Origin of the sequence: Saccharopolyspora hirsuta, assembly GCF_008630535.1 — a bacterium.
Classification (GTDB): domain Bacteria; phylum Actinomycetota; class Actinomycetes; order Mycobacteriales; family Pseudonocardiaceae; genus Saccharopolyspora; species Saccharopolyspora hirsuta.
This window is the reverse complement of the sequence record NZ_VWPH01000001.1, coordinates 466,707-487,229: the sequence shown is the minus strand read 5'-3', so window position 1 is coordinate 487,229 and position 20,523 is coordinate 466,707. Positions and strand designations below refer to the sequence as shown.

The window sequence follows — 20,523 nt, the reverse complement described above, 5'->3', positions numbered from 1 at the left end:
GAGTGATGTCATGACGGCGCTTTCCCCACCGCGCCGGGAGAACCGGTTGCTGCTGGTCGTGCGGGACTGGCGCGGCCTGGCCTCCCTCGGGTACCTCGTGCTGGTGGCGGTGCTCGCGCTGCTGGCACCGCTGGTGACCGCGCACGAACCCAACGCGCAGAACTTCGACGCCGTCCTCGCCCCGGCGGGCACGCCCGGCTACCTGCTGGGCGCCGACGACCTGGGGCGCGACGTCCTCAGCCGACTGGTCCACGGCGCGCGGGCGTCGATGCTGGCCAGCTTCCTGGCCGTCGGGGTCGCGCTGCTGATCGGGGTCCCGCTCGGGCTGGCCGCCGGGTACCTCGGCGGGGTCGTGGACAGCGCGGTGATGCGGGTGGTGGACACGCTGCTGTCGTTCCCGGCGATCATCCTGGCCATCGCGATCACCGCGGCGCTGCAACCGAGCCTGGTCAACTCGATGATCTCGGTGGGCATCGTGTTCGCCCCGTCGGTCGCCCGCCTGATGCGCGCGCAGGTCCTCGCGGTCAAGGAGGAGACCTACGTCGAGGCGGCGCGCAGCTTCGGCAGCCGCGGTCGGCACCTGGTGCTGCGGCACCTGGTGCCCAACTCCGTGCAACCGGTGCTGGTGCAGTCCGGCCTGCTGCTGGCGCACGCGCTGATCGCCGAGGCCAGCCTGAGCTTCCTCGGGCTCGGCGTGCAGCCGCCCGACCCGAGCTGGGGCTCGATGCTGGCCCGCGCCTACACCTTCCTCTACCAGGCACCGCTGCAGATGCTGGTGCCAGGTCTGGCGATCGCCGCGACCGCGCTGGCCTTCAACGTGCTGGGCGACGTCGCCCAGCGAGCACTCGACCCCCGTCGCAACCACTGAACGCCAGCCCTGCGACCACTTTGGAGGGACATTGTCCTGGCAATTGGAAATCGACGAACTCCGGCGGCGCGAGGAGCTCGCGCGGCGCATGGGCGGGCCGGAGAAGGTCAAGCGGCAGCACGACCACGGCAAGCTGACCGTCCGGGAACGCATCGACGAGCTGCTGGACCCCGGCAGCTTCCACGAGATCGGCGCGATCGCCGGGAAGTTCCAGCCCGACGGCGCCTTCCAGCCCGCCAACTTCGTGTTCGGCCGCGGGCGGCTGGACGACCGGCCGGTGGTGGTCGGCGGCGACGACTTCACGGTGCGCGGCGGCGCGTCGGACGCCTCCATCCGGGAGAAGCAGATCATGGCCGAGCAGCTGGCCAACGAGCTGCGGATCCCGCTGGTGCGGCTGGTCGACGGCACCGGGGGCGGCGGGTCGATCCGCTCGCTGGAGGAGATCGGGCGCACCTACGTCCCGGCCAACCCCGGCTGGGAGTGGGTGGCGGCGAACCTGGGCACCGTCCCGGTGGTGGCGCTCGCGCTCGGGTCGGTGGCCGGGCTCGGCGCCGCGCGGGTGGCCGCCGCGCACTACTCGGTGATGGTGCGCGGCATCTCGCAGGTCTTCGCCGCGGGGCCGCCGCTGGTCGCGCGGCTGGGCCAGGAGGTCACCAAGGAGGAGCTGGGCGGCAGCGACATCCACGGCCGCAACGGCGTGGTGCTCGACGTGGTCGACTCGGAGAAGGAGGCCTTCGACCGCACCCGCCGGTTCCTGTCCTACCTGCCGCCGTCGGTGCACCAGCTGCCGCCGCGCGTCGAGAGCTCCGACGATCCCGAGCGCCGCGAGGACTGGCTGATCGGCGCGATCCCCCGCGACCGGCGCCGCCCGTACCGGATCCGGCCGATCGTCCAGGCCGTGGTGGACCAGGGGTCGTTCCTGGAGCTGGGCCGGGGGTTCGGTCGCTCCGCGGTGACCGGTCTGGCGCGGTTGGGGGGCTGGCCGGTGGCGGTGCTGGCCAGCGATCCGATGATCTACGGCGGCGGCATGACCGCGCAGTCCAGCCGCAAGATCGAGTGGCTGGTGGACCTCGCCGAGACCTTCCACCTGCCCGTGGTGCACCTGGTGGACCAGCCCGGGTTCGTCATCGGCGTGGAGGCCGAGAAGGACGCCACGATGCGCTTCGGCGTGCGGGCGCTCAACGCGGTCTACCAGGCGAAAGTGCCGTGGGCGTCGGTGATCCTGCGCAAGGTCTTCGGCGTCGCGGGCGCCGCGCACACCAACGCCGCGCGCGTGCACTACCGATACTCCTGGCCGTCGGCGGACTGGGGTTCGCTGCCCATCGAGGGCGGCGTCGAGGCCGCCTACCGGGCTGATCTGGACGCTGCCGAGGACCGGGACGCGCTGCTGGCGGAGATCACCGAGAAGATGAACGCGATCCGCTCCCCGTTCCGCACCGCCGAGGCGTTCAACATCGAGGAGATCATCGATCCCCGCGACACCCGGCCGCTGCTGTGCGAGTTCGCCGAGCTCGCCGCGCCGCTGCGCACCGCGGGCCCGTCGAGCTGGCACTTCCGGGGGTGACCGCGATGACCAGCGCCCTGAGCGGGGTGCGCGTGCTGGAGATCGCGCACTACATCGCCGGACCGCAGTGCTGCCAGATCCTGGCCGACCACGGCGCCGAGGTGGTCAAGGTCGAGCCGCCGGACGGCGAGATGGGCCGCCGGGCCCAACCGGTCCACGACGGCGAGAGCCTCTACTTCGCGGCCAACAACCGCACCAAGCGCAGCATCGCGCTCGACCTGCGCTCCGAGCCCGGGAAGGCGGTGCTCCACGACCTGATCGGCTGGGCCGACGTGCTGGTCACCAACTACGCCAACGGCGTGCCGGACAAGCTCGGGTTCGGCTTCGACGAGGTGCACCGGATCAACCCGCGGACCGTGGTGGTGCACGTGACCGGGTTCGGGCGCACCGGGCCGTACTCGTCGTGGGTGGCCTACGACGGCATCATCCAGGCGATGAGCGGGCTGGCCGACATGACCGGCGAGCCGGACGGCGCACCGACCATCGCCGGGCCGTTCGTCGCCGACAACATCACCGGCATGCAGGCGGCGATGGCGGCGATGCTGGGCCTGCTGGCCCGGGAGCGCACCGGCCGGGGGCAGCTGATCGACGTCGGCATGCTGGACTCGATGTTCCCGCTGCTGGCGCACCACGTCTCGGTCGCCGCCGCCGGGATCGACGAGCCGCGCCGGTGGGGTTCCTCGCTGCCGACGAACTACTCGGGCCTGTACCCGACCGCGGACGGCTGGGTCTACCTCGCGCCGATCACGCCGAAGATGTGGGAGTCCTTCAGCGCCCGGCTCGGCCACCCGGAGTGGGCCGAGCGGGAGCGGGCCGAAGCGGGCTGGCGGGTGCGCGAGCGCGAGCAGATCGACGCCGAGGTGGTCGCGTGGACCCGAGCGCGCGGCAAGGCCGACGTCGTGGCGGTGCTGCAGGCCGACGGCGTGGTGTGCGGGCCGGTGCAGTCGGTGGCCGACCTGGTGTCGGACCCGCAGGTCCGGGAGCGGGGCATCGCGGTGCGCCTGCCGCTGCGCGACGGCAAGCACGCGACGGTTCCCGGCCCGGCGCTGCGGCTGACCGGCACCCCGGCGCGGGAGCCGCAGCGACCGCCGCAGCTCGGCGAGCACACCGATGAGGTGCTGCGCCAGCTCGGCTACTCGCCGGAGCGGATCGAGTCCCTGCGCCGCGCCACCGGAGGTGCATCGTGATCCCGAGCCTGCTGGTGGCGAACCGGGGTGAGATCGCCCGCCGCATCATCCGGACCGCGCGGCGGCTCGGGGTGCGCACCATCGCGCTGCAGTCCGAAGTGGACACCGGCCTGCCGTACGTCGCGGAGGCGGACGAGTCGGTCGCGTTGAGCTCACCGCGCGACTTCCTCTCGATCGACGCCGTTCTCGCCGCCGCGCGCGACACCGGTGCCGCTGCCGTCCACCCGGGATACGGATTCCTCTCCGAGAACGCCGAGTTCGCGCGGCGCTGCGCGGACGCGGGCCTGGTGTGGGTGGGCCCGTCGGCGGAAGCGATGGAACTGCTCGCCGACAAGGCGGCGGCGCGGGCGCACATGGCCGCCGCCGGGGTGCCGGTGCTGCCGGGCACGTCCGGGCTGGCGTCGGCGGACGAAGCGGTGGCCGCCGGGGCGGACCTGGGTTTTCCCCTGATGGTCAAGGCGGTTTCCGGCGGTGGCGGCATCGGGATGGGCGTCGCCCACGCCCCGGAGTCGTTGCAGCGCGCCGCCCGGACGGCCCTCTCGCGCGGTGGCGGTGCCTTCGGCGACGCGCGGATCCTGCTGGAGCGCTACGTGCCGCGCGCCCGGCACGTCGAGGTGCAGGTGGTGGGGATGCCCGACGGTTCGGTGCGCGCCTTCGGCGAGCGGGACTGCTCGGTGCAGCGCCGCCACCAGAAGGTCGTCGAGGAGTGCCCCTCCCCCGCGGTCGGCGCGGCGCTGCGGGACCGGCTGTGCGCGGCGGCCGTCCGGGCCGCCGAGAGCGTCGGGTACCGCAACGCCGGGACGGTGGAGTTCCTGCTCGACCCGGCCACCGGGGAGTTCCACTTCCTGGAGGTCAACACCAGGCTGCAGGTCGAGCACCCGATCACCGAGCAGGTGCACGGCGTCGACCTGGTGGAGCTCCAGCTGCGCATCGCCTCGGGCGAGGACGTGCCCGCGGACTTCCCGGCACCGCGGGGGCACGCGGTCGAGCTGCGGCTCTACGCCGAGGACCCGGTCCGGTTCCTGCCCCGGCCGGGCCGGATCACCGAGTGGGTCGAGCCGAACGGGGTCCGGGTGGACGCCGGGTACGCGGCGAACACGGAGGTGAGCCCGCACTTCGACCCGCTGCTGGCCAAGGTCGTGGCGCACGGCGCCGACCGCGCGGACGCGCTCGCCCGCGCGCGGCGGGCGGTCGCGGAGTTCGTCGTGCGCGGCCCGCAGTGCAACCTGCCGTTCCTGGCCGAACTGCTCGACTCCCCGGAGTTCAGCAGCGGGACCTACGACACCGGCGTGGTCGACCGGATCACCGCCCGGCGGAAGGAGAACTGATGGAGATCAGAGCCGAGATGGTGGCCAACGTCTGGAAGGTCCTGGTCGCCGAGGGCACGGCGGTCAAGGCCGACGAGGAGCTGGCGATCCTGGAGTCGATGAAGATGGAGATCCCGGTGCTCAGCGAAGCGGATGGCGTGGTCACCCGCGTGGCGGTGGCCGAGGGCGACAGCGTGGCCGAGGGCGATCTCATTGCCGTGGTCAGCACCGAGTGACCGCGTCGGCGGGCATCTCGCGCACCGCGGGATGCCCGCCAACTCCGATCAGCCCTCCGGTTCGAGGTGGTAGAGCTCGGGGAGGTTGACCACGATCGCCTCCTGGGTGCTGCGGGCGATCACCACCACCGCCGGGTTGTCCGGGTCCGGGTTCTCCTCCCGGTGCGGGACGTAGGGCGGGACGAAGATGTAGTCGCCCGGTTCGGTCTTGATGCGCACCTCCTCGGCGCCGTCGTGGAAGACGAACTCCGGGTTGCCGCTGACCACGTGGATCGCCGTCTCCGACTCGCCGTGGTGGTGGTTGTCCGAGGCCGTCGACGGGGCCACGTGGGTCTCGCCCATCCAGATCCGCTCCGAGCCGACCAGCTCACCGCTGATCGCGGCCAGCCGCCGCATGCCCTCGGTCTGCGCGGTGTTCTTGTCCAGGTCGGCGGCCCGGACGTGGTGCAGCCGGGTGCGCAGCGAGGCGCGCTGCGCGTCGGGCACCGACGTGGACAGGTCCGGGTGGAAAGCGTCGTGCTGGGTCATCTGGGTCCTTCCTCGTTCACCGATCGCCGACCACCGGCACCCGGCCGAGGAAGTCGGCCACCTGCCGGTCCAGCTCGCGCCACAGGTCGGCGTCGGGTGAGCCGCTGTGCACCGAGGTAACCCCACCGTCCACCGCGCGCACAACCTCGCCGACCGTGATCTTCTCCGCCTCCCGGGTCAGCCAGTACCCGCCGTCGCACCCGCGCTGGCTGCCGACCAGCCCGGCGCGGCGCAGTTCGATCATCAGGTTGACCAGCGAGTTCAGCGGGATCCGCTGGTTGCGGGCGATGACCGCGCACTTGACCGGACCGGCGCTGCCCGCCAGCTCGCGCAGCGCCCGCAGCGAGTAGTCCACCCGGGCCGAGACCTGCACCGGGGCGGACCGCCGCGGCTTCGGCACCTCGGGCAGCACCACCGCGCCCTTGGCGATCTCCTCGCAGAACAGCACGATCCGGGCGGCCGCGCTGCGGTGGTGCTGGTCGTTGAGGACGTCGTGCACACCGTCCTTGAACACCGCCAGCGAGCTCTGCGGGAGGCGGGCGGCGAGCGCGGCCACCGGGGCGACCGGGGCGACGGTGTCGGCGTCGCCGTGCAGCAGCAGCACCGGCACCTCGGGCAACCGCTCCGGCGGCTCGGGCGCGCCGGTCAGCAGCCCCCACCCGAAGTCGGGGTCGTTCTCCAGCAGCTCCCGGTGCACCGGGCAGGACGTGCGCACGCCGATCTCCTCGGTCCGGTCGGCTGGCCGTGCGCCGACCGCCAGCGGTGTGCCCGCCAGGATCAGACCGTCGAGCTCGATGTCCAGCGCCCACTGCCAGGCTTGCAGCGCTCCGGTGTCGGTTCCGGCCAGGAACCGCGCCGCGCCCGGCTCGAACCACTCGCCGGGACCGCTGCCCGGCTCCGGCACCACGACGGTGTAGCCGTCCGCCGCGAGCCTGCGGCCGAACCGCTCGTAGAGCGCCGGTGTCTCGCCCCTGCCCGGCAGCACCGCGACGGTGCCCCGGCTGGTCCCCTGCGGGGTCCACCTGGTCATCGCCACCTCACCCGGCCCGGTACAGGTCGCGCTCGCACGCCCCTGCCACGTCGACCGGTTCCCGCAGCACACCGGCCTCCAGGTACCGGTCCGCGACGGCCTGCAGGTCGGCGACGACGTCGTCGGTCAGCGGCCGGGTCTCCTGCTTGGTCCGGGTGAGGATCTGCTGCGCGACCGGCGGGTCCAGCGAGGTCAGCTTCTCGTACACGCGCTGGTACTCGGCCGGGTTCTGGTCGCTCCACCGCCACGCCGCCTCGAACCGGCGCAGCGCGTCGGCCAGCGCCTCGCGCTTCAGCGGATCGGCTGCTGCGGTCGCCGACACCGACAGGATCCCGTTGCGGCCGTTGATGCCCTGCCCGTCGCGGATCACCCGCGCTCCGGCGTGCTCGGCGATCGCCAGGTACGGGTCGAAGGTGGCCCAGGCGTCGATGTGCCCGGCGCTGAAGCCCGCCTGCGCGTCGGTGGGCAGGCTGAAGGTCAGCTGCACGTCCTGCGGGGTGAGCCCGGCCTCCTCCAGCGCGCCGAGCGCGGTGTAGTGCGAGACGCTGCCGGGCGCCGTGGACACCACCAGGTGCTTGCCGCGCAGGTCGGCGACGGTGCGGATCGGAGATCCCGGCGGCACGACGATGGCCGTGGAGCTGGGCGAGGCGGCGGTGGCCAGCGCCGGGCGGGCGGGAACCCCACCGGCGATGGCCTGCACGGTGGGCGCGTCGGCCGCCGTCGCGGTGTCCACGTCCCCGGAGCGCATGGCCTCGAAGAGCGGTGCGGCGCCTTGGAAGTTGGCCCACTTGATGCGGTAGGGCGCGTCGTCGAAGGCGCCCGATGCCTCCACCCGGGCCCGCAGGCCACCGGCCTGGTCGCCCAGGACGAGCGTGACGTCGGACAGCGAGTTCGCCGGCTCCTCCGTCGAGCAGCCGGTCATCGCGAGCAGCCCGGCGGCCAGCACCGCGAGCAGAGCTCTGGTCATTCGCATGGTTCTCCAGTCTCAGTCGAGCAGATCCGGCTGCTCGTGGACGATCTCCTCGTACAGCGGGGCGAAGGTCACCCAGCCCGGGTCGCGGTGCTCCTGGTACTGCTCCCAGGTGTGCCGCGCGATCTCGTGCGGGATCAGCTGGAGCGGACCGGCCGCCTGCGCGACGACCTGGACCTTCGAGTTGCGCTCCGCCGCGACGTAGAGCGCCACGGCTTCCTCCAGGCTGCGTCCGACGGTCAGCAGCCCGTGGTTGGCCAGGATCGCCAGCCTGCGCTGCCCCAGCGTCGCGGCGATCCGGCGCCCCTCCTCCAGGTCAAGCACGACCCCGGAGAAGTCCGGCACGATCACGTTGTCCTCGTAGAACTGGGCGCTGTCCTGCGAGATCGGCAGCAGCTCGGTGCCCAGGGCGGCCAGCGCCTTGCCCCAGATGGAGTGGCTGTGCGCGGCGGCGTCGACGTCCGGCCGGGCCTGGTGGATCTGCGAGTGGATGGCGAAGGCGGCCTGGTTGACCGGGAGGTCGCCGTGCACGATCTGGCCGTCGTGGTTGACCAGCAGCAGGTCGGAGGCCTTGATGCGGCTGAACGCGCGGCCGAGCGGGTTGACCCAGAAGTGGTCGGGCAGCTCCGGGTCGCGGACGGTGATGTGCCCGGCGGCGCCCTCGCTGTAGCCGAGCTTGCCGAAGATGCGCAGCGCGGCGGCCAGCCGCTGCTTGCGGAACCGGCGCTCGTCCTCGACGTCGTCGAAGACGGGCCGCGCGGGGAAGCTGTTGTTCCGGGGTGCCAGGTTCCGGGCGAACTCCGACAGCCCGGGTGCGGTGGTGGTCATGCGGGTCCCCTCTTGTATCTAGGCGGCTTCGCGGCGGGCGAGTTCTTGGCGCACCAGCGGGATCAGCTCGCGCCCGTAGTCCACGGCGTCGTCGTACGGGTCGTAGCCGCGGATGAGCAGCGTCGTGACGCCGATGTCGACGTAGTCGAGCAGCGCCGCCGCGACGGTTTCCGGGGTGCCCACCAGCGCGGTGGAGTTGCCCGCAGCGTTGGTCGCCGCCGCCGTCGGCGTCCACAGTGCACGGTCGTGCAGCTCACCGGCCGCCGCGGCGGCGAGCAGGCGCTGCGAGCCGACGTTGGCCACCTGCTGGCCGGGGTTGAGGGTCTTCGGTCCGGTGAACGACGCGAGACCACCGCGCGCCGCCTTGATCCGGTCCAGGATGCGGTGCGCCCGCTCCCACGCCTGCTCCTCGGTGGCCCCGAGGATCGGCCGGAAGGACACGCTGATCCTCGGCGGCTCGGTGCGCCCGGCCGCCTCGGCCGCCGCCCGGACCGCGGCGATCTGCTCGGCGGTCTGCGCCAGCGGTTCGCCCCACAGCGCGAACACGTCCGCGTGCTTGCCGCCCACCCGATAGGCCGCCTCGGACGATCCGCCGAATTACAGCGGGATCCGGGGCCGCTGCACCGGTTTCACGGCGGCGTTGTAGTCCTCGAACCGGTAGTGCGCGCCCTCGTGGGACACCGGTCCCTCCGCGGTCCACACCCGGTGCAGGACGTCCAGGTACTCGTCGGTGCGCGCGTAGCGCTCCTCCTTGGACAGGTAGTCGCCGTCGCGCCGCTGGTCGGCGTCGTCGCCGCCGGTGATGATGTGCACCGCGATGCGGCCGCCGGTGAGCTGGTCGGCGGTGGCGAAGGTGCGGGCGGCCAGGGTCGGCGCCACGAAACCCGGCCGGTGCGCGATCAGGAAGCCCAACCGCTCGGTGTGCGCGGCGGCGTGTGCGGCCAGCTGGGTGTTCTCCGGGCTGCTGGAGCCGTAGCCGATCAGCACCCGGTCGAACCCGGCCTCCTCGTGGGCCCGGGCGAACTCGCGGAGGAACGCCGGGTCGACCGGCGGCCCGTCCGCCGCGCGGATCTCCGAGACGTGCTGCGCCCCGATCATCCCGATGAACTCCACCGTCATTCCGCACTCCCCTCTCCGACACCGAGCCAGGACAGCAGTTCCGCGCGCAGCGCCACGAAGGCCGGGTCGGTGACGTCCCGCGGCCGGTCCAGGTCGACCTCCTGGTCGTAGCCGATGCGCCCGTCGCGCATCACGAGCACCCGGTCGGCCAGCAGGAGCGCCTCCTCCACGTCGTGCGTGACCAGCAGGATCGCGCAGCGGTGCCGCCGCCACAGCTCGCCGACCAGCCGTTGCGCCCTGATCCGGGTCAGGGCGTCGAGCGCCGAGAACGGTTCGTCGAGCAGCAGCAGGTCCGGTTCCCGCACCAGCGCGCGGGCCAGCGACGCGCGCTGCGCCTCGCCACCGGAGAGCACCTTCGGCCACACCTCGACCCGGTGGCCGAGCCCGACCTCCTCCAGCGCCGCGACCGCCCGCTCCTTGTCGGGGCGGCCGGGCAGGCCGAGGACCACGTTGCGCCACACGCGCTTCCACGGCATCAGCCGCGGCGTCTGGAAGGCCACCGCGCGCCGCTCCGCGACCCGCACGTCCCCGCTGACCTCCTGGTCGAGGTCGGCCAGGATGCGCAGCAGCGTGCTCTTGCCGCACCCGCTGGGTCCGAGCAGCGCCACGAACTGGCCCGGCTCGATGTCCAGGTCGAGCTCGTCGAGCACCGTCCGGTCGCCGAAGCTCCTGGTCAGACCGCGCACCGCGGCCGGTTTCACTACGCTCCCCGAAACGCCGGTCGCCATGCCAGCACGATCCTCTCCAGAAGTCGGACGATGAAGTCGGCGACGAGGCCGAGCAGTGCGTAGAGCACGAGGCAGACCACGATCACGTCGGTCTGGAAGAACTCGCGGGCCATGTTCATCTCGTAGCCGATGCCCGCGGTGGCGTTGATCGTCTCGCCGAACACCAGGGCCAGCCACGCCGATCCGAGCGAGTAGCGCAGCCCGACCAGGGCGTTGGGCATCGCGGCGGGCAGGATGACGTGCCGGATCTGCGCGAACCAGCCCAGGCCGAGGGTCTTGGCGGCCTCCACCAGCGCGGCGTCGACGTTGCGGATGCCGCCGTAGATGTTCATGTAGAGCGGGAAGGTCACGGCCAGCGCGATCAGCACGATCTTGGGCTGCTCGCCGATGCCGAACCAGATGATCAGCAGCGGGATCAGGCCGATCACCGGCACCGTGCGCAGCATCTGCATCGGCGCGTCGATGATGTCCTCACCCCGGCGGAACAGCCCGGACAGCGTGGCCAGGACCACGGCGGCGAGCACACCGATCGCCAGCCCGGCGCCGACGCGCTGCACGGAGGCGGCGATCGCCTCCTGGAGCCGACCCTCCTCCCACATCTCCAGCGCGGTTCCCGCAACCGTCGCGGGCGAGGCGAGGGTGTCGTCGCTGAGCACGCCGGTGCTGCTCAGCGCCTGCCAGACCAGTACCAGGGCGACCGGGCTGACGAGCTTGAAAAGCCAGCGGGGGACCCGGCTCTCGCGCCTGGCCGTGCGGGTCCGCACGGTCGTGACGGCGATCGGATCTCGGCTGGGTGCGAGTTCTTCGGTGGACGTGGTCATCTGCACACTCCGCAGGGCACGAGGGCATGACGCGGCCAACGGCGGGCCGCGTGGGCGAGAACCGCTCGCGCGTGCCGGGTCGCACGCGCGAGGTGCTGGTGAAAGGGGTGGAAGCGCGATCAGGACGCGCTGAGAAGAATGGAGGGAACCGCTACCGGCGACACAGGGCCGAGGACACGCGCACGAGGTCGACGTAACCTCGTGTCGTCAGGGACACCGTCCGGATCATGCCGACGACCGTAGCCGGGACGCGGCGGGCGTGTAAACCAACTCCACAGATTGGGATTAGCGATGTGGCACGTGAGCCCCGAGGGCGCTGACCTCGGTGATCAGACGGCGGGTGACCGCGGGTGATCGAGCAGCTGCTGCCGGACGAGGTCAGCTGCGTCGAGGCGTTCACCGACCCGCCCGACGTCGAGCTGTTCCCGGAGGAGGAGGCGATCATCGCGCGCGCGGTGGGCAAGCGCCGCCAGGAGTTCACGACCGGCCGCTGGTGCGCGCACCAGGCCCTGAGCCGCATGGGCATCCCCCCGGCCCCGCTGCTGACCGGCGAGCGCGGAGCGCCGCAGTGGCCCGAGGGGACCATCGGCAGCATCACGCACTGCGCGGGCTACCGGGCCGCCGTTGTCGCCCACACCGAGAAGGTGCAGTCGCTCGGCATCGACGCCGAACCGCACGAAGCGCTCCCCGACGGCGTGCTCGATGCGGTGTCGCTCCCGGCCGAGCGCGCCCACCTGGCCGAACTGTCCACTTCAGACCCAGGTACGCACTGGGACCGGATCCTGTTCAGCTGCAAGGAAACCGTCTACAAGACGTGGTACCCGCTCACCCACGAGTGGCTGGGCTTCGAAGAAGCGCGCCTGCACCTCCACCCGGAGGGGACCTTCACCGCCCACCTCCTGAAGAAGGGCGCGGACCGCACCGGTGCCCCCCTGACCGAGTTCACCGGGCGCTGGCTTGTCGGCAACGACCTGATCATCACCGCCATCGCCCTCCCGGCCACGTGACCGTCGCGCCTCCGGGCGCGGGACGGTCGGAGCACGAGCGAGATACTGCAACTTTTATCTCTTTCTCGCAAGAGACTTCCTGTCGAACGTTTCCGGGGTAGACTGGCCGCGGCAACACCCGTCCCCCGAGGAGCAGCAGTGAGCAGCACCCGCCCTGACCCGCGCACCGACGACGACGAGATCATCACCTGGTGGGGCCTGGTCATCGAGGGCTACCACGTCACCCAGGGCAAGCTGACCGCCGCCATCGCCGAGGAGTTCGGCCTCGCTCCCGCCTCCTTCGACATCCTGCTGCGCCTGGTGCGCTCGCCCGAGCACCGGATGCCGATGACCAAGCTCGCGCACGAGGCCGCGCTCAGCAGCGGCGGCTTCACCAAGGTCGCCGACCGGATGGCCAAGGCCGGTCTGATCCGCCGCGAACCGTGCGAGACCGACCGCCGCGTCACCTACGCGGTGCTCACCGAGCACGGCCTGGACATCGCCCAGCGCTCCCGCAAGACCGCCGCCGAGGTCCTGCGCAAGCACGTGCTGGGCCCCCTCGGCGAGGCGGACTCCGCCGCGCTCGCCGAGGCCATGCGCACGCTCCGCGCGGCCAACAGCTGACCCGTCAGCCCAGCGGCAGCCGGTCCAGGTCGCGGCCGACCAGCACCCGGCCGGAGAAGCCCCGCTGCGCCTGCCGCCGCCAGCGGGCGTCGGAGACCGAGCTCGGCGGGGCCGGGGCCAGGTGGCTGAGCAGCAGCGTCCGCACCCCGGCGCGCTCGGCGATCGAGCCGACCACGTCCGCCGGGGTGTGCGACTCGCGCAGGTGGCTGATCTTGTGCTCGGGGGTGCCGCTCCGCCGGTACCAGCCCAGGTCGAGCGCCTCGTGCACCAGGACGTCCGCTCCCCTGGCCAGCGCCACCACGTTGTCGGACTCCGCGGTGTCGCCGGAGAACACCACCGAACCCCGGTCGGTGTCGAAGCGGAAGGCGAAGGACGGGAACACCGGGCCGTGCGGCACCAGCACCGCCGACACCGACACCCGGTCGTCCTCGGCGACCTTGAACGGCGCCATCGGCGGCGCGGTCGGGCCGTGCGGGTGCGCGCCGACGTCGGGCAGCCCGATCTCGTGCAGGTCGATCAGCGTGCGGACGTCCGGGATCCCGGTGTCGCGGATGAAGACGTTGCTGCTGTAGGCGTGGGCGCGGTGGCACTGCTCGACCAGCTCGCGGAGCCCGGGGACCGGCGCGTCGGGCGCGATCGTCGGCGCGTCCGGCGCCCCGTGCGGCAGCTGCCCGGCCGAGCCCGGGCCGAACACCCGCACCGGTTCGAAGATCCCGTCGGCGCTGTCGGCGTCGTTGCGGCCGAATCCGGCCAGCAGGAAGAAGTTGTAGAAGTCGCAGACGTGGTCGGCGTGCAGGTGCGTGATGAAGATCGAGTCGAGCTCGCGGAACTCCAGCCCGGCGGCCAGGTACTGGGTGACCGAGCTGCGCCCGCAGTCGATCACGTAGTTCCTGCCGTGCACGCGCAGGACCGTCGAGATGCCGGTGCGGCCGGGTTCCACCGGTGGCCCGGCGGCGGTGCCGAGCAGCACCAGCTCGACGTCGCCGCGCGGCCCGATCGGCGCGGCACCGGCGCTTCCGGCGGAGAGCACCGCGGCACCGCCGAGCGCAGTGGCGGTGAGCGAACCGCGGAGGACGGATCTCCTGGGCAGGGACTGGGACATGCGGGATCCTTCCGGGAACGGCACGGCGTTGTGCCGGTGTGAGCGGGAAAATCTCGATCTCGCAGGGTCGTGAGCGGCGATGGCCGCATGAGCCGCCACCGCCGCTCACGAGGTCAGCGGTGCAGGACCGCTCGGAGCGCGGTGCGCAGTTCCTCAGCGGCGGCTTCCGGTGTGTCCGGCGACGTCGCGCGGCGCCAGGCGATGTATCCGTCCGGGCGGACCAGCAGACAGCCGTCCTCGTCCACTTCGGACAGCCGGTGCCAGTCGCCGTAGGCGTCGCGAGCACCTTCGGCACCGATGACCACGGTCCGGACCGGCACGCCGCACCCGGCCGCCGCCTGCTGCCACACCTGGCCGGACAGGCCGGTGACCACGCTGAACTCTCCCCCGCCGACCAGGTCGAGGGTGGAGATCCGGTGCCCTTCGGCGTCCACCAGCCAGGCGTGCGGCAGCTTGGCGCCGGGGCGCGTCGTCGGCTGGTGGTGCAGGTCGGCGTCCTGCTCCCAGACCTCCTCCGGGCTGCCGTCGTCCAGGACCGCCGCGGACCGGTAGCGCTGGTTGAGCTCCACGCCGTGCGCGTTGAACTCGTAGTTCTTCAGCTGGATCGCCTCGTGCAGCGCTCGGCGGCGCTTGCCGCCCTCGGCGTCGTCGGCCCAGCAGGCCGCGAGCCCGCGCTCGATGCCCTCGTCGTTGGCACCGCCTGCCACCCCCAGCGCCTCGAAGATCGGGCCGAACTGGTCGCGGCTCAGGTTGGCCCGGTCCACGATCTGCTTGCCCACCGGGGCGCGCTCGGCGCTGTAGGTGTCCAGCAGCGCCGGGTCGGCGTGCCCCTCGAGCACCATGGCGAGCTTCCAGGCCAGGTTGTAGGAGTCCTGGATGGAGGTGTTCGAGCCCAGGCCGTTCGACGGCGGGTGCCGGTGCACCGCGTCTCCCGCGCAGAACACCCGCCCGACCGAATACTGCGCGGCGTAGTTGTGGTTGACCGTCCACAGCGAGGTCGAGGTGATCTCCACCGGCACCGACGGATCGCCGATCAGGTCGTGCACGATCTGCCGGGCCTGCTCGCCGGTCAGCTCCGGCGGCGGCCCGTCGATGTCGTACCCCCAGGTCAGCAGCCATTCGTTCCAGGACCGCACCATCCGCACCAGGCCCATGCCGATGCCGCCGAGGTGCGCGCCGGGGCGCAGCACCCAGTACAGGACGCTCGGCCGGTGCGCGACGAAGCGGCTCAGGTCGGCGTTGAAGACGATGTTCATGCTGCCCGCCTTGCCCGCCTTGCCCGCCTGGCCGTCGATCGGCAGCCCGATCTGCTCGGCGACGCGGCTGCGCGCGCCGTCGGCGCCGATGACGTAGCGGGCGCGCACGGTGAACTCGTCGCCGCGGACGCGGTCGCGCAACCGCGCGGTCACCCCGTCGGCGTCCTGCTGCAGGTCGAGGAACTCGGTGTCCATCCGCACCTTGGCACCCCGCGCCGCCGCGCGGGTGACCAGGATCGGCTCCAGGTAGGTCTGCGGCAGGTCGATCATCGTGCACGGACTGGCCGCGCCGTACTCGGTGGCGCTGCGCTCGCCGGTGCCCCAGCTGCGGATCCGGCCGATCTCCGCACCGGCCAGCGCGGTGCAGAACACCGTGTCGCCCATCAGCTCGGGCGGGCTGCCGACGGCCAGCGCCTCGTCCTCCACCCCGAGGTCCCGGAGCACCTCCATGGTGCGCTGGTTGGTGATGTGCGCCCGCGGCGTGTTGGCCAGCCAGCCGTACTTGTTCACCAGCAGGGCCCGGACCCCGTAGGTCGCCAGCAGCAGCGCGGCCGAGCCACCGGCCGGGCCCGCGCCGACGACCAGGACGTCGGTTTCGCAGTCGTGCATCAGTTCTCCGCGGGTGCGAGGTGGAAGGTGAAGTCGAGTCGGCGCCAGCGGTCGACCTGGCGCCCGTCCGGCGTCGGGCCGTCCTGCACCGGCATGTCCACGATCAGCTCGTCCTTGACGCCGAAGACCGTGTCGGAGTCGAGGTACTGACCGCCGGAGGTGAACAGCTGGGTGATCAGCTGGCGGTGGCCGGGTGCGTCGATCAGGAAGTGCACGTGCGCGGCTCGGTACGGGTGGCGCCCCACCGCTCGCAGCAGCTGCCCGACCGGGCCGTCGTCCGGGATCGGGTAGTCGGCGGGCACGATCGACCAGAAGGTCAGCCGCCCGTCGGCGCCGGTGCGGAACCGGGCCCGCAGCACCGGCCCGTCCTGGTCCGGCAGCTGCACGTCGTAGAATCCGTCCTCATTGGACTGCCAGACGTCCACCACGGCGTCCGGGATCGGCGTGCCGTCCGGGTCGGTGATCGCGATGTCGCACCACAGCGGCTCCCCGGGCAGGCCCTGGGCGATGTCCGCGCCGTGCTCGGCGGCGGGCGGGCCCTCGACGTAGAACGGGCCCAGCACCGCCGAGGGCGTGGTGTCCGGGGTGCGCGAGTTGGTCAGCAGGTCCACGGCGCTGGAGACGCCGAGGGTGTCCGACAGCAGCACGAACTCCTGGCGGGTGTCGCTGCACAGCTGGCCGGTGCGGGTCAGGAAGTCGATCGCCCGGCGCCACTCCGCGTCGGTCACGTCGTTGCTGATCACGTACTCGTGCAGGTGCCGGACCAGGTCGGTGAGCAGCTGCTTGGCCCGCGCGTCCGGCGTCCGGTCGAAGCTGGCCACGACCTGCTCGGTCAGCCGCGCCAGCGCCGAGCTCCCGCCCGCGCTCGGCCGGTCGCCGCGCCAGGCCGCGGTCAGCAGCGCGGCGAGGTCGTCGCGGACCAGTTCGCGCGGGTTCGGGTAGGGCTTGGCCACGGCCAGGTCCGCTGCCTCCGCGATCCCGGACTCGGGCATGCCGAGTTCCCGCAGCGACGTCGGGCCGCCCAACGACGCGACCAGGTCGTGCACGCCAGCCGCGGCGTCGGCCACGCCCAGCGCCTCGGCGATGCGCCGCATCGCTTCCGGCGCGGCCGGGGCGTTGTAGGCCATGGCGTGCGGGAGGACGACGGTGTGGGTCTCGGCGTGCGGCAGGTCGAAGGTGCCGCCGAGGGTGTGGCACAGCTTGTGGTGCAGGCCCATGCCGACGGTGCCCAGGCAGGTGCCCGCCAGCCAGGCCGCGTGCAGCGCGTCCGCCCGGGCGTCCAGGTCCCGGGGATCGGCGGCGATGCGCGGCAGGGCGCGGGCCATGCGGCCGATCGAGTCGAGCGCCATGCCGTCGACGACCGGGTTGGCCTGCTCGGAGTACAGCGCCTCCACGGCGTGCGCCATCGCGTTGATGCCGCTGGTCACCGACATCGCCGCCGGGAGCCCGAGGGTGAGCTCCACGTCGTAGACGACGGTCTCCGGCAGCACCGCGGGCGAGGACCGGGTGGTCTTGCGCCCCTCGGCGGTCTCGCCCAGCACCGGGGTGACCTCGGAACCGGCGTAGGTGGTCGGCAGCACCACCTGCGGGACGTCGGTGCGGACTGCGATCGCCTTGGACAACCCCGTCGTGGAGCCACCGCCGACGGCCACCACGCAGTCCACCTCGTGTTCGCGGACCACCGCGAGCGCCTGCTCGGTGACCTCCACCGGGGTGTGCATGGCCGCGCCGTCGAACCGCGCCACCGCCAGCTCCCCCAGCTGCTCGGCGATCTCGTCGGCCACGTCGGCCAGCGGTGGGCTGCCCAGCAGCAGCACCCGGGAACACCCCAGCCGCTGCACCTCGTCCCGAACCTGCCCGCGGGTCCCGGCGCCGAACACCACGCGTGCCGGGTTCGCCGCGTAGACGAAGGTCCGCATGCCCGTCCTCCTTCCGCTCATCGGGTAACTCACATCACGGTGAACGGAAGTATTGGGCAGGACCGGACCGCGGCTCCTGCACGTTCTGCGCGTGTTCGCGGCACGAAACGCGCATCAACCGGAGCGGCGGACCTCCGCGGGAGTGGTGCCGAGCCGCGCCCGCATCACCCGGGTCAGGTGCTCCTGGTGGGAGAAGCCGGAGGCCACCGCGATCTCGGCGATCGGCTGCGCGCTGGTCCGCAGCAACCGGCAGGCCTGTTCCAGGCGCAGCCGGACGAGGTAGCGGTGCGGGGGCATGCCGGTCCGCGCCTTGAACCGGCGCGCGAACTGGCTGACGCTCAGCCCGGCGACCGCGGCGAGGTCGGCCAGCGGGAGGGGCTCGCGGAGCCGGGCCCGCATCAGCTCCTGCACCTCGTCGAGCTGCCGGTCCGCCAGTCCCGCGACCTCCGGCAGCGCCGGGCGGCGGGTGCTGTGGTGGCGGGCGAGGTGCGCGCCCAGCAGGCAGCCGAGCTGGTCGACGTAGGTGCGGGCGGACGGCTCCCAGTTGCGCACCACCTCGTCCAGGGACAGCACCAGCTGTTCCAGCAGCGGGTCGGTGCCGCCGAACTCCTCGGCCAGCTCGACCGGCCCGTCAGCGGCTTCCTGCAGCGCGGCGTCGCTGAGGTAGACGTGCACGGTCCGCAGCTCCCCGCCGAGCTCCACGGACAGCTCGCGGTCGGCCGGGTGCAGGAAGAGCCCGCCCGCCGCGATCCGCCGGGAGTCGGCGAACCGCTTCCCGCGCCGGACCGTCACCAGGCCGTCGAGGTGCAGGATCACCAGGTGGGTGGCCGCACCGTCGAACGCGGCCCGGTAGGGCAGCTCGCGCTGGGTGGAGAGGTAGAGGTGCGGCCAGCCGAGACCGGCGCTGGTGCGCGTCGGCTCGACCCAGGGCTGTCCGAGGATGCCGTGGGTCTCGCGCAGTCCCAGCTCCGCAACCACCCCCGAAGGATAAGCAGCTGTCCCGCCACCGTCCAAGCTCGTTCCGACCAGCACCACGTGGACCGTCCTCAGTGGACATTCTCGGCGGCCGATTTGCCGACGGTTTTCCCAGAATTCACAAGCTCGAATATCAATCACATACTTGACAGCATTCACATACTGCCCTAGTTTCGAACTCGAAGTCCGGGAGCGCGACGCGGTACCCGCGTCCACCGACCGGGGGTTCGCTCAGGTCTGGCGGCGGGAGCGGGCCCCCACCCGGCCACTCCTCGGTCTACCGTGGGAGGAACCCACCACCACGGAGGAACCGATGCCGCCGCAACGAATCCTGGTCACCGGCGCAGCCGGGCAGATCGGCAGGATGCTGCGCACCCGCCTGGCCGGGCCGGACCGCGTCCTGCGCCTGCTCGACATCCAGCCGCCCGCCGCCGCCGAACCCGGTGAGCAGGTCGAGCTGCGCACCGCAGCGATCACCGACCCCGAGGCGGTGCAGCAGGCCTGCGAGGACGTCGACGCGGTCATCCACCTGGCCGGGCACAGCAGGGAGAACACCTGGCAGGAGATCCTCTCCACCAATGTGGACGGAACGCACAACCTCCTGGAGGCGGCGCGAAAAGCTGGTGTGCCGCGGGTGATCCTCGCCTCCAGCAACCACGCCGTCGGCTTCCTCCCCGTCGCCGACGCGGGCGCCGAGGGCTTCCCCGACGAGACCCCGCCCCGGCCCGACACCTACTACGGCTTCAGCAAGGCGGCGGTGGAGGCGCTGGGCAGCCTCTACCACTCGCGCTTCGGCATCGACGTGATCTGCCTGCGCATCGGGGCCTGCACCGACCGCCCCCACGACGAGCGGGACCTGTCGATCTGGTTGTCCCCGGACGACGCCGGACGGTTGTTCGAGGCCTGCCTGACCACCCCCTCCCCCGGGTTCCGGGTGGTGTGGGGAGCGTCCCGCAACACCCGCCAGCTGCTGTCCCCGACCGGGGCCGAGCAGCTCGGCTACCACCCCCGGGACGACGCGGCGGACCACGCCGCGGAGGTGGTGCCGAACCGGCCCGGCCGCGAACGGGACTACCTGGGCGCCTCGTTCACCACCCTCCCGCTGGGCGAGCCCGACCGAGGCGCGACGTCGGCGTAGCTGGTGCCGACCTTCGCGTCCGCGAGGTAGGCGGTCGCCTCCCCGCGCACCCCGTCGGAGCGGTACACGCCCCACTTGTCGGTCACGAAGTCCGCGCGCAGGGTGGCCGCGGGGTACTGCTCCTGTCCACTGAGGAGCTGCTCCTCGCCGTTGTGCCAGAAGCGGACCCAGCCCCGGCCCGGATCGCTGGAGACGTGCACGCCCACGACGAAGTCGTTCCAGCTCCCGCGCGGCAGCGGGATCTCCCACAACCGCGTGGTCTTCATGTCCGGGTCGGCGTACTCCAGGTCGAGCACGTCACCGCGGGCGCGCAGCGACAGCGGCGGTGTGGCAGCTCCGGACCCGTAGTCCTTGAGCTGCCACAGCGCGACCCACTCCCCCTCCGCCGTCGGCAGCGGGTCCCACATCGACCGCCAGCCGATGTAGTAGGTGTCGCCCTCGGTGAACCGCAGCCGGTCGCCGTCCGGGGTGCGGTGCCCGCGGCTCTCCACCCGGACCCGCTCCGAGCCCTGCTGCTCCCCGGAGGTGTGCAGCCGGTACACCGAACCGTGCTCGCCCTTCGGGTCCTCGACCACCTCGATGCTGCCGGGCTTCTCCTCCACGCCTTCGAAAACCGCGGTGCCGCGCGAGGTTTCAGCCTCCCAGGAAATCTCCGGCGCCAGCACCGCCGAGCCGGACAGGAGCAGCACAGCACCGACCGCGAGACCCGTGCACAGCAGCTGCCGCAC

At 72.4% G+C, this 20,523-nt stretch carries 19 protein-coding genes and 1 pseudogene; 8 read left to right on the top strand and 12 right to left on the bottom strand.

Annotated elements, in window-relative coordinates; translation table 11 throughout:
- Positions 1-10: 10 nt before the first annotated feature.
- From F1721_RS02235 to F1721_RS02215, 5 genes are read left to right on the top strand one after another with little or no spacing between them, the layout of a single operon-like run.
- Positions 11-868: an ABC transporter permease gene (locus tag F1721_RS02235; protein ID WP_150064792.1), complete on the top strand. Its 858-nt coding sequence runs from the start codon at positions 11-13 to the stop codon at positions 866-868.
- A gap of 31 nt (positions 869-899) precedes the next feature.
- Complete coding sequence (locus F1721_RS02230; RefSeq protein WP_150064791.1) at positions 900-2,432, top strand: acyl-CoA carboxylase subunit beta; 1,533 nt, start codon at positions 900-902, stop codon at positions 2,430-2,432.
- Positions 2,433-2,437: 5 nt separating this feature from the next.
- On the top strand, positions 2,438-3,619 hold the full coding sequence (locus F1721_RS02225) for a CaiB/BaiF CoA transferase family protein (RefSeq protein ID WP_150064790.1): 1,182 nt from the start codon (positions 2,438-2,440) through the stop codon (positions 3,617-3,619).
- Positions 3,616-4,947: an ATP-binding protein gene (locus tag F1721_RS02220; RefSeq protein WP_150064789.1), complete on the top strand. Its 1,332-nt coding sequence runs from the start codon at positions 3,616-3,618 to the stop codon at positions 4,945-4,947. The genes F1721_RS02225 and F1721_RS02220 overlap by 4 nt, the downstream gene beginning before the upstream one ends.
- Complete coding sequence (locus tag F1721_RS02215) at positions 4,947-5,162, top strand: biotin/lipoyl-binding carrier protein (RefSeq protein ID WP_150064788.1); 216 nt, start codon at positions 4,947-4,949, stop codon at positions 5,160-5,162. The genes F1721_RS02220 and F1721_RS02215 overlap by 1 nt, the downstream gene beginning before the upstream one ends.
- A 48-nt stretch (positions 5,163-5,210) precedes the next feature.
- Here the strand turns inward: F1721_RS02215 and F1721_RS02210 are convergent, their stop codons facing one another.
- The 7 genes and pseudogenes from F1721_RS02210 to F1721_RS02180 form a co-directional block, all read right to left on the bottom strand.
- Complete coding sequence (locus F1721_RS02210; protein ID WP_150064787.1) at positions 5,211-5,690, bottom strand: cupin domain-containing protein; 480 nt, start codon at positions 5,688-5,690, stop codon at positions 5,211-5,213.
- A gap of 16 nt (positions 5,691-5,706) precedes the next feature.
- Complete coding sequence (locus F1721_RS02205; RefSeq protein WP_150064786.1) at positions 5,707-6,720, bottom strand: Rrf2 family transcriptional regulator; 1,014 nt, start codon at positions 6,718-6,720, stop codon at positions 5,707-5,709.
- Positions 6,721-6,727: 7 nt separating this feature from the next.
- On the bottom strand, positions 6,728-7,687 hold the full coding sequence (locus F1721_RS02200) for an ABC transporter substrate-binding protein (RefSeq protein WP_170301324.1): 960 nt from the start codon (positions 7,685-7,687) through the stop codon (positions 6,728-6,730).
- Between the two features lie 18 nt (positions 7,688-7,705).
- Positions 7,706-8,518 (bottom strand): class II aldolase/adducin family protein, encoded by an 813-nt coding sequence (locus tag F1721_RS02195; protein ID WP_150064784.1) that lies wholly within the window; start codon positions 8,516-8,518, stop codon positions 7,706-7,708.
- A gap of 18 nt (positions 8,519-8,536) precedes the next feature.
- Positions 8,537-9,616 (bottom strand): annotated as a pseudogene (locus F1721_RS02190) (LLM class flavin-dependent oxidoreductase).
- 17 nt (positions 9,617-9,633) lie between these two features.
- The gene (locus F1721_RS02185) at positions 9,634-10,365 is read right to left on the bottom strand and encodes an ABC transporter ATP-binding protein (RefSeq protein ID WP_150064783.1); all 732 of its coding nucleotides are present in this window, start codon (positions 10,363-10,365) and stop codon (positions 9,634-9,636) included.
- Positions 10,338-11,186: an ABC transporter permease gene (locus F1721_RS02180; RefSeq protein ID WP_150064782.1), complete on the bottom strand. Its 849-nt coding sequence runs from the start codon at positions 11,184-11,186 to the stop codon at positions 10,338-10,340. Before F1721_RS02180 ends, F1721_RS02185 begins: the two co-directional genes overlap by 28 nt.
- Before the next feature lie 350 nt (positions 11,187-11,536).
- Here F1721_RS02180 and F1721_RS02175 point away from each other — a divergent pair, with 350 nt between their 5' ends.
- Positions 11,537-12,193 (top strand): 4'-phosphopantetheinyl transferase family protein, encoded by a 657-nt coding sequence (locus tag F1721_RS02175; RefSeq protein WP_150064781.1) that lies wholly within the window; start codon positions 11,537-11,539, stop codon positions 12,191-12,193.
- Positions 12,194-12,331: 138 nt separating this feature from the next.
- Complete coding sequence (locus F1721_RS02170) at positions 12,332-12,796, top strand: MarR family winged helix-turn-helix transcriptional regulator (protein ID WP_150064780.1); 465 nt, start codon at positions 12,332-12,334, stop codon at positions 12,794-12,796.
- A gap of 4 nt (positions 12,797-12,800) precedes the next feature.
- Here the strand turns inward: F1721_RS02170 and F1721_RS02165 are convergent, their stop codons facing one another.
- The 4 genes from F1721_RS02165 to F1721_RS02150 all read right to left on the bottom strand — a co-directional run bounded on the left by F1721_RS02165 (position 12,801) and on the right by F1721_RS02150 (position 18,660).
- The gene (locus tag F1721_RS02165; RefSeq protein ID WP_150064779.1) at positions 12,801-13,898 is read right to left on the bottom strand and encodes an MBL fold metallo-hydrolase; all 1,098 of its coding nucleotides are present in this window, start codon (positions 13,896-13,898) and stop codon (positions 12,801-12,803) included.
- 113 nt (positions 13,899-14,011) lie between these two features.
- On the bottom strand, positions 14,012-15,763 hold the full coding sequence (locus F1721_RS02160; RefSeq protein WP_150064778.1) for an FAD-dependent oxidoreductase: 1,752 nt from the start codon (positions 15,761-15,763) through the stop codon (positions 14,012-14,014).
- The gene (locus F1721_RS02155) at positions 15,763-17,682 is read right to left on the bottom strand and encodes a maleylacetate reductase and hydroxyquinol 1,2-dioxygenase domain-containing protein (RefSeq protein ID WP_150064777.1); all 1,920 of its coding nucleotides are present in this window, start codon (positions 17,680-17,682) and stop codon (positions 15,763-15,765) included. Before F1721_RS02155 ends, F1721_RS02160 begins: the two co-directional genes overlap by 1 nt.
- A gap of 114 nt (positions 17,683-17,796) precedes the next feature.
- Entirely contained in the window at positions 17,797-18,660 is an 864-nt protein-coding gene (locus F1721_RS02150; protein ID WP_150064776.1) for a helix-turn-helix domain-containing protein, read from the bottom strand.
- 310 nt (positions 18,661-18,970) lie between these two features.
- Here F1721_RS02150 and F1721_RS02145 point away from each other — a divergent pair, with 310 nt between their 5' ends.
- Positions 18,971-19,795 (top strand): NAD-dependent epimerase/dehydratase family protein, encoded by an 825-nt coding sequence (locus F1721_RS02145; RefSeq protein WP_150064775.1) that lies wholly within the window; start codon positions 18,971-18,973, stop codon positions 19,793-19,795.
- On the opposite strand, the gene F1721_RS34270 is transcribed toward F1721_RS02145, so the two are convergent.
- Positions 19,729-20,523, bottom strand: a complete 795-nt coding sequence (locus tag F1721_RS34270) for a heparin lyase I family protein (RefSeq protein WP_170301323.1) — start codon at positions 20,521-20,523, stop codon at positions 19,729-19,731. The two genes, F1721_RS02145 and F1721_RS34270, sit on opposite strands and share 67 nt — an antisense overlap.

Bases quoted from the DNA above. Each gene is read 5' to 3' on its own strand.
- F1721_RS02185 (WP_150064783.1), bottom strand. From the start codon at position 10,365: ATGGCGACCGGCGTTTCGGGGAGCGTAGTGAAACCGGCCGCGGTGCGC.
- F1721_RS02205 (WP_150064786.1), bottom strand. From the start codon at position 6,720: ATGACCAGGTGGACCCCGCAGGGGACCAGCCGGGGCACCGTCGCGGTG.
- F1721_RS02225 (WP_150064790.1), top strand. From the start codon at position 2,438: ATGACCAGCGCCCTGAGCGGGGTGCGCGTGCTGGAGATCGCGCACTAC.
- F1721_RS02180 (WP_150064782.1), bottom strand. From the start codon at position 11,186: ATGACCACGTCCACCGAAGAACTCGCACCCAGCCGAGATCCGATCGCC.
- F1721_RS02195 (WP_150064784.1), bottom strand. From the start codon at position 8,518: ATGACCACCACCGCACCCGGGCTGTCGGAGTTCGCCCGGAACCTGGCA.
- F1721_RS02145 (WP_150064775.1), top strand. From the start codon at position 18,971: ATGCCGCCGCAACGAATCCTGGTCACCGGCGCAGCCGGGCAGATCGGC.
- F1721_RS02160 (WP_150064778.1), bottom strand. From the start codon at position 15,763: ATGCACGACTGCGAAACCGACGTCCTGGTCGTCGGCGCGGGCCCGGCC.
- F1721_RS02155 (WP_150064777.1), bottom strand. From the start codon at position 17,682: ATGCGGACCTTCGTCTACGCGGCGAACCCGGCACGCGTGGTGTTCGGC.
- F1721_RS02210 (WP_150064787.1), bottom strand. From the start codon at position 5,690: ATGACCCAGCACGACGCTTTCCACCCGGACCTGTCCACGTCGGTGCCC.
- F1721_RS02200 (WP_170301324.1), bottom strand. From the start codon at position 7,687: ATGACCAGAGCTCTGCTCGCGGTGCTGGCCGCCGGGCTGCTCGCGATG.
- F1721_RS02165 (WP_150064779.1), bottom strand. From the start codon at position 13,898: ATGTCCCAGTCCCTGCCCAGGAGATCCGTCCTCCGCGGTTCGCTCACC.
- F1721_RS02215 (WP_150064788.1), top strand. From the start codon at position 4,947: ATGGAGATCAGAGCCGAGATGGTGGCCAACGTCTGGAAGGTCCTGGTC.
- F1721_RS02235 (WP_150064792.1), top strand. From the start codon at position 11: ATGACGGCGCTTTCCCCACCGCGCCGGGAGAACCGGTTGCTGCTGGTC.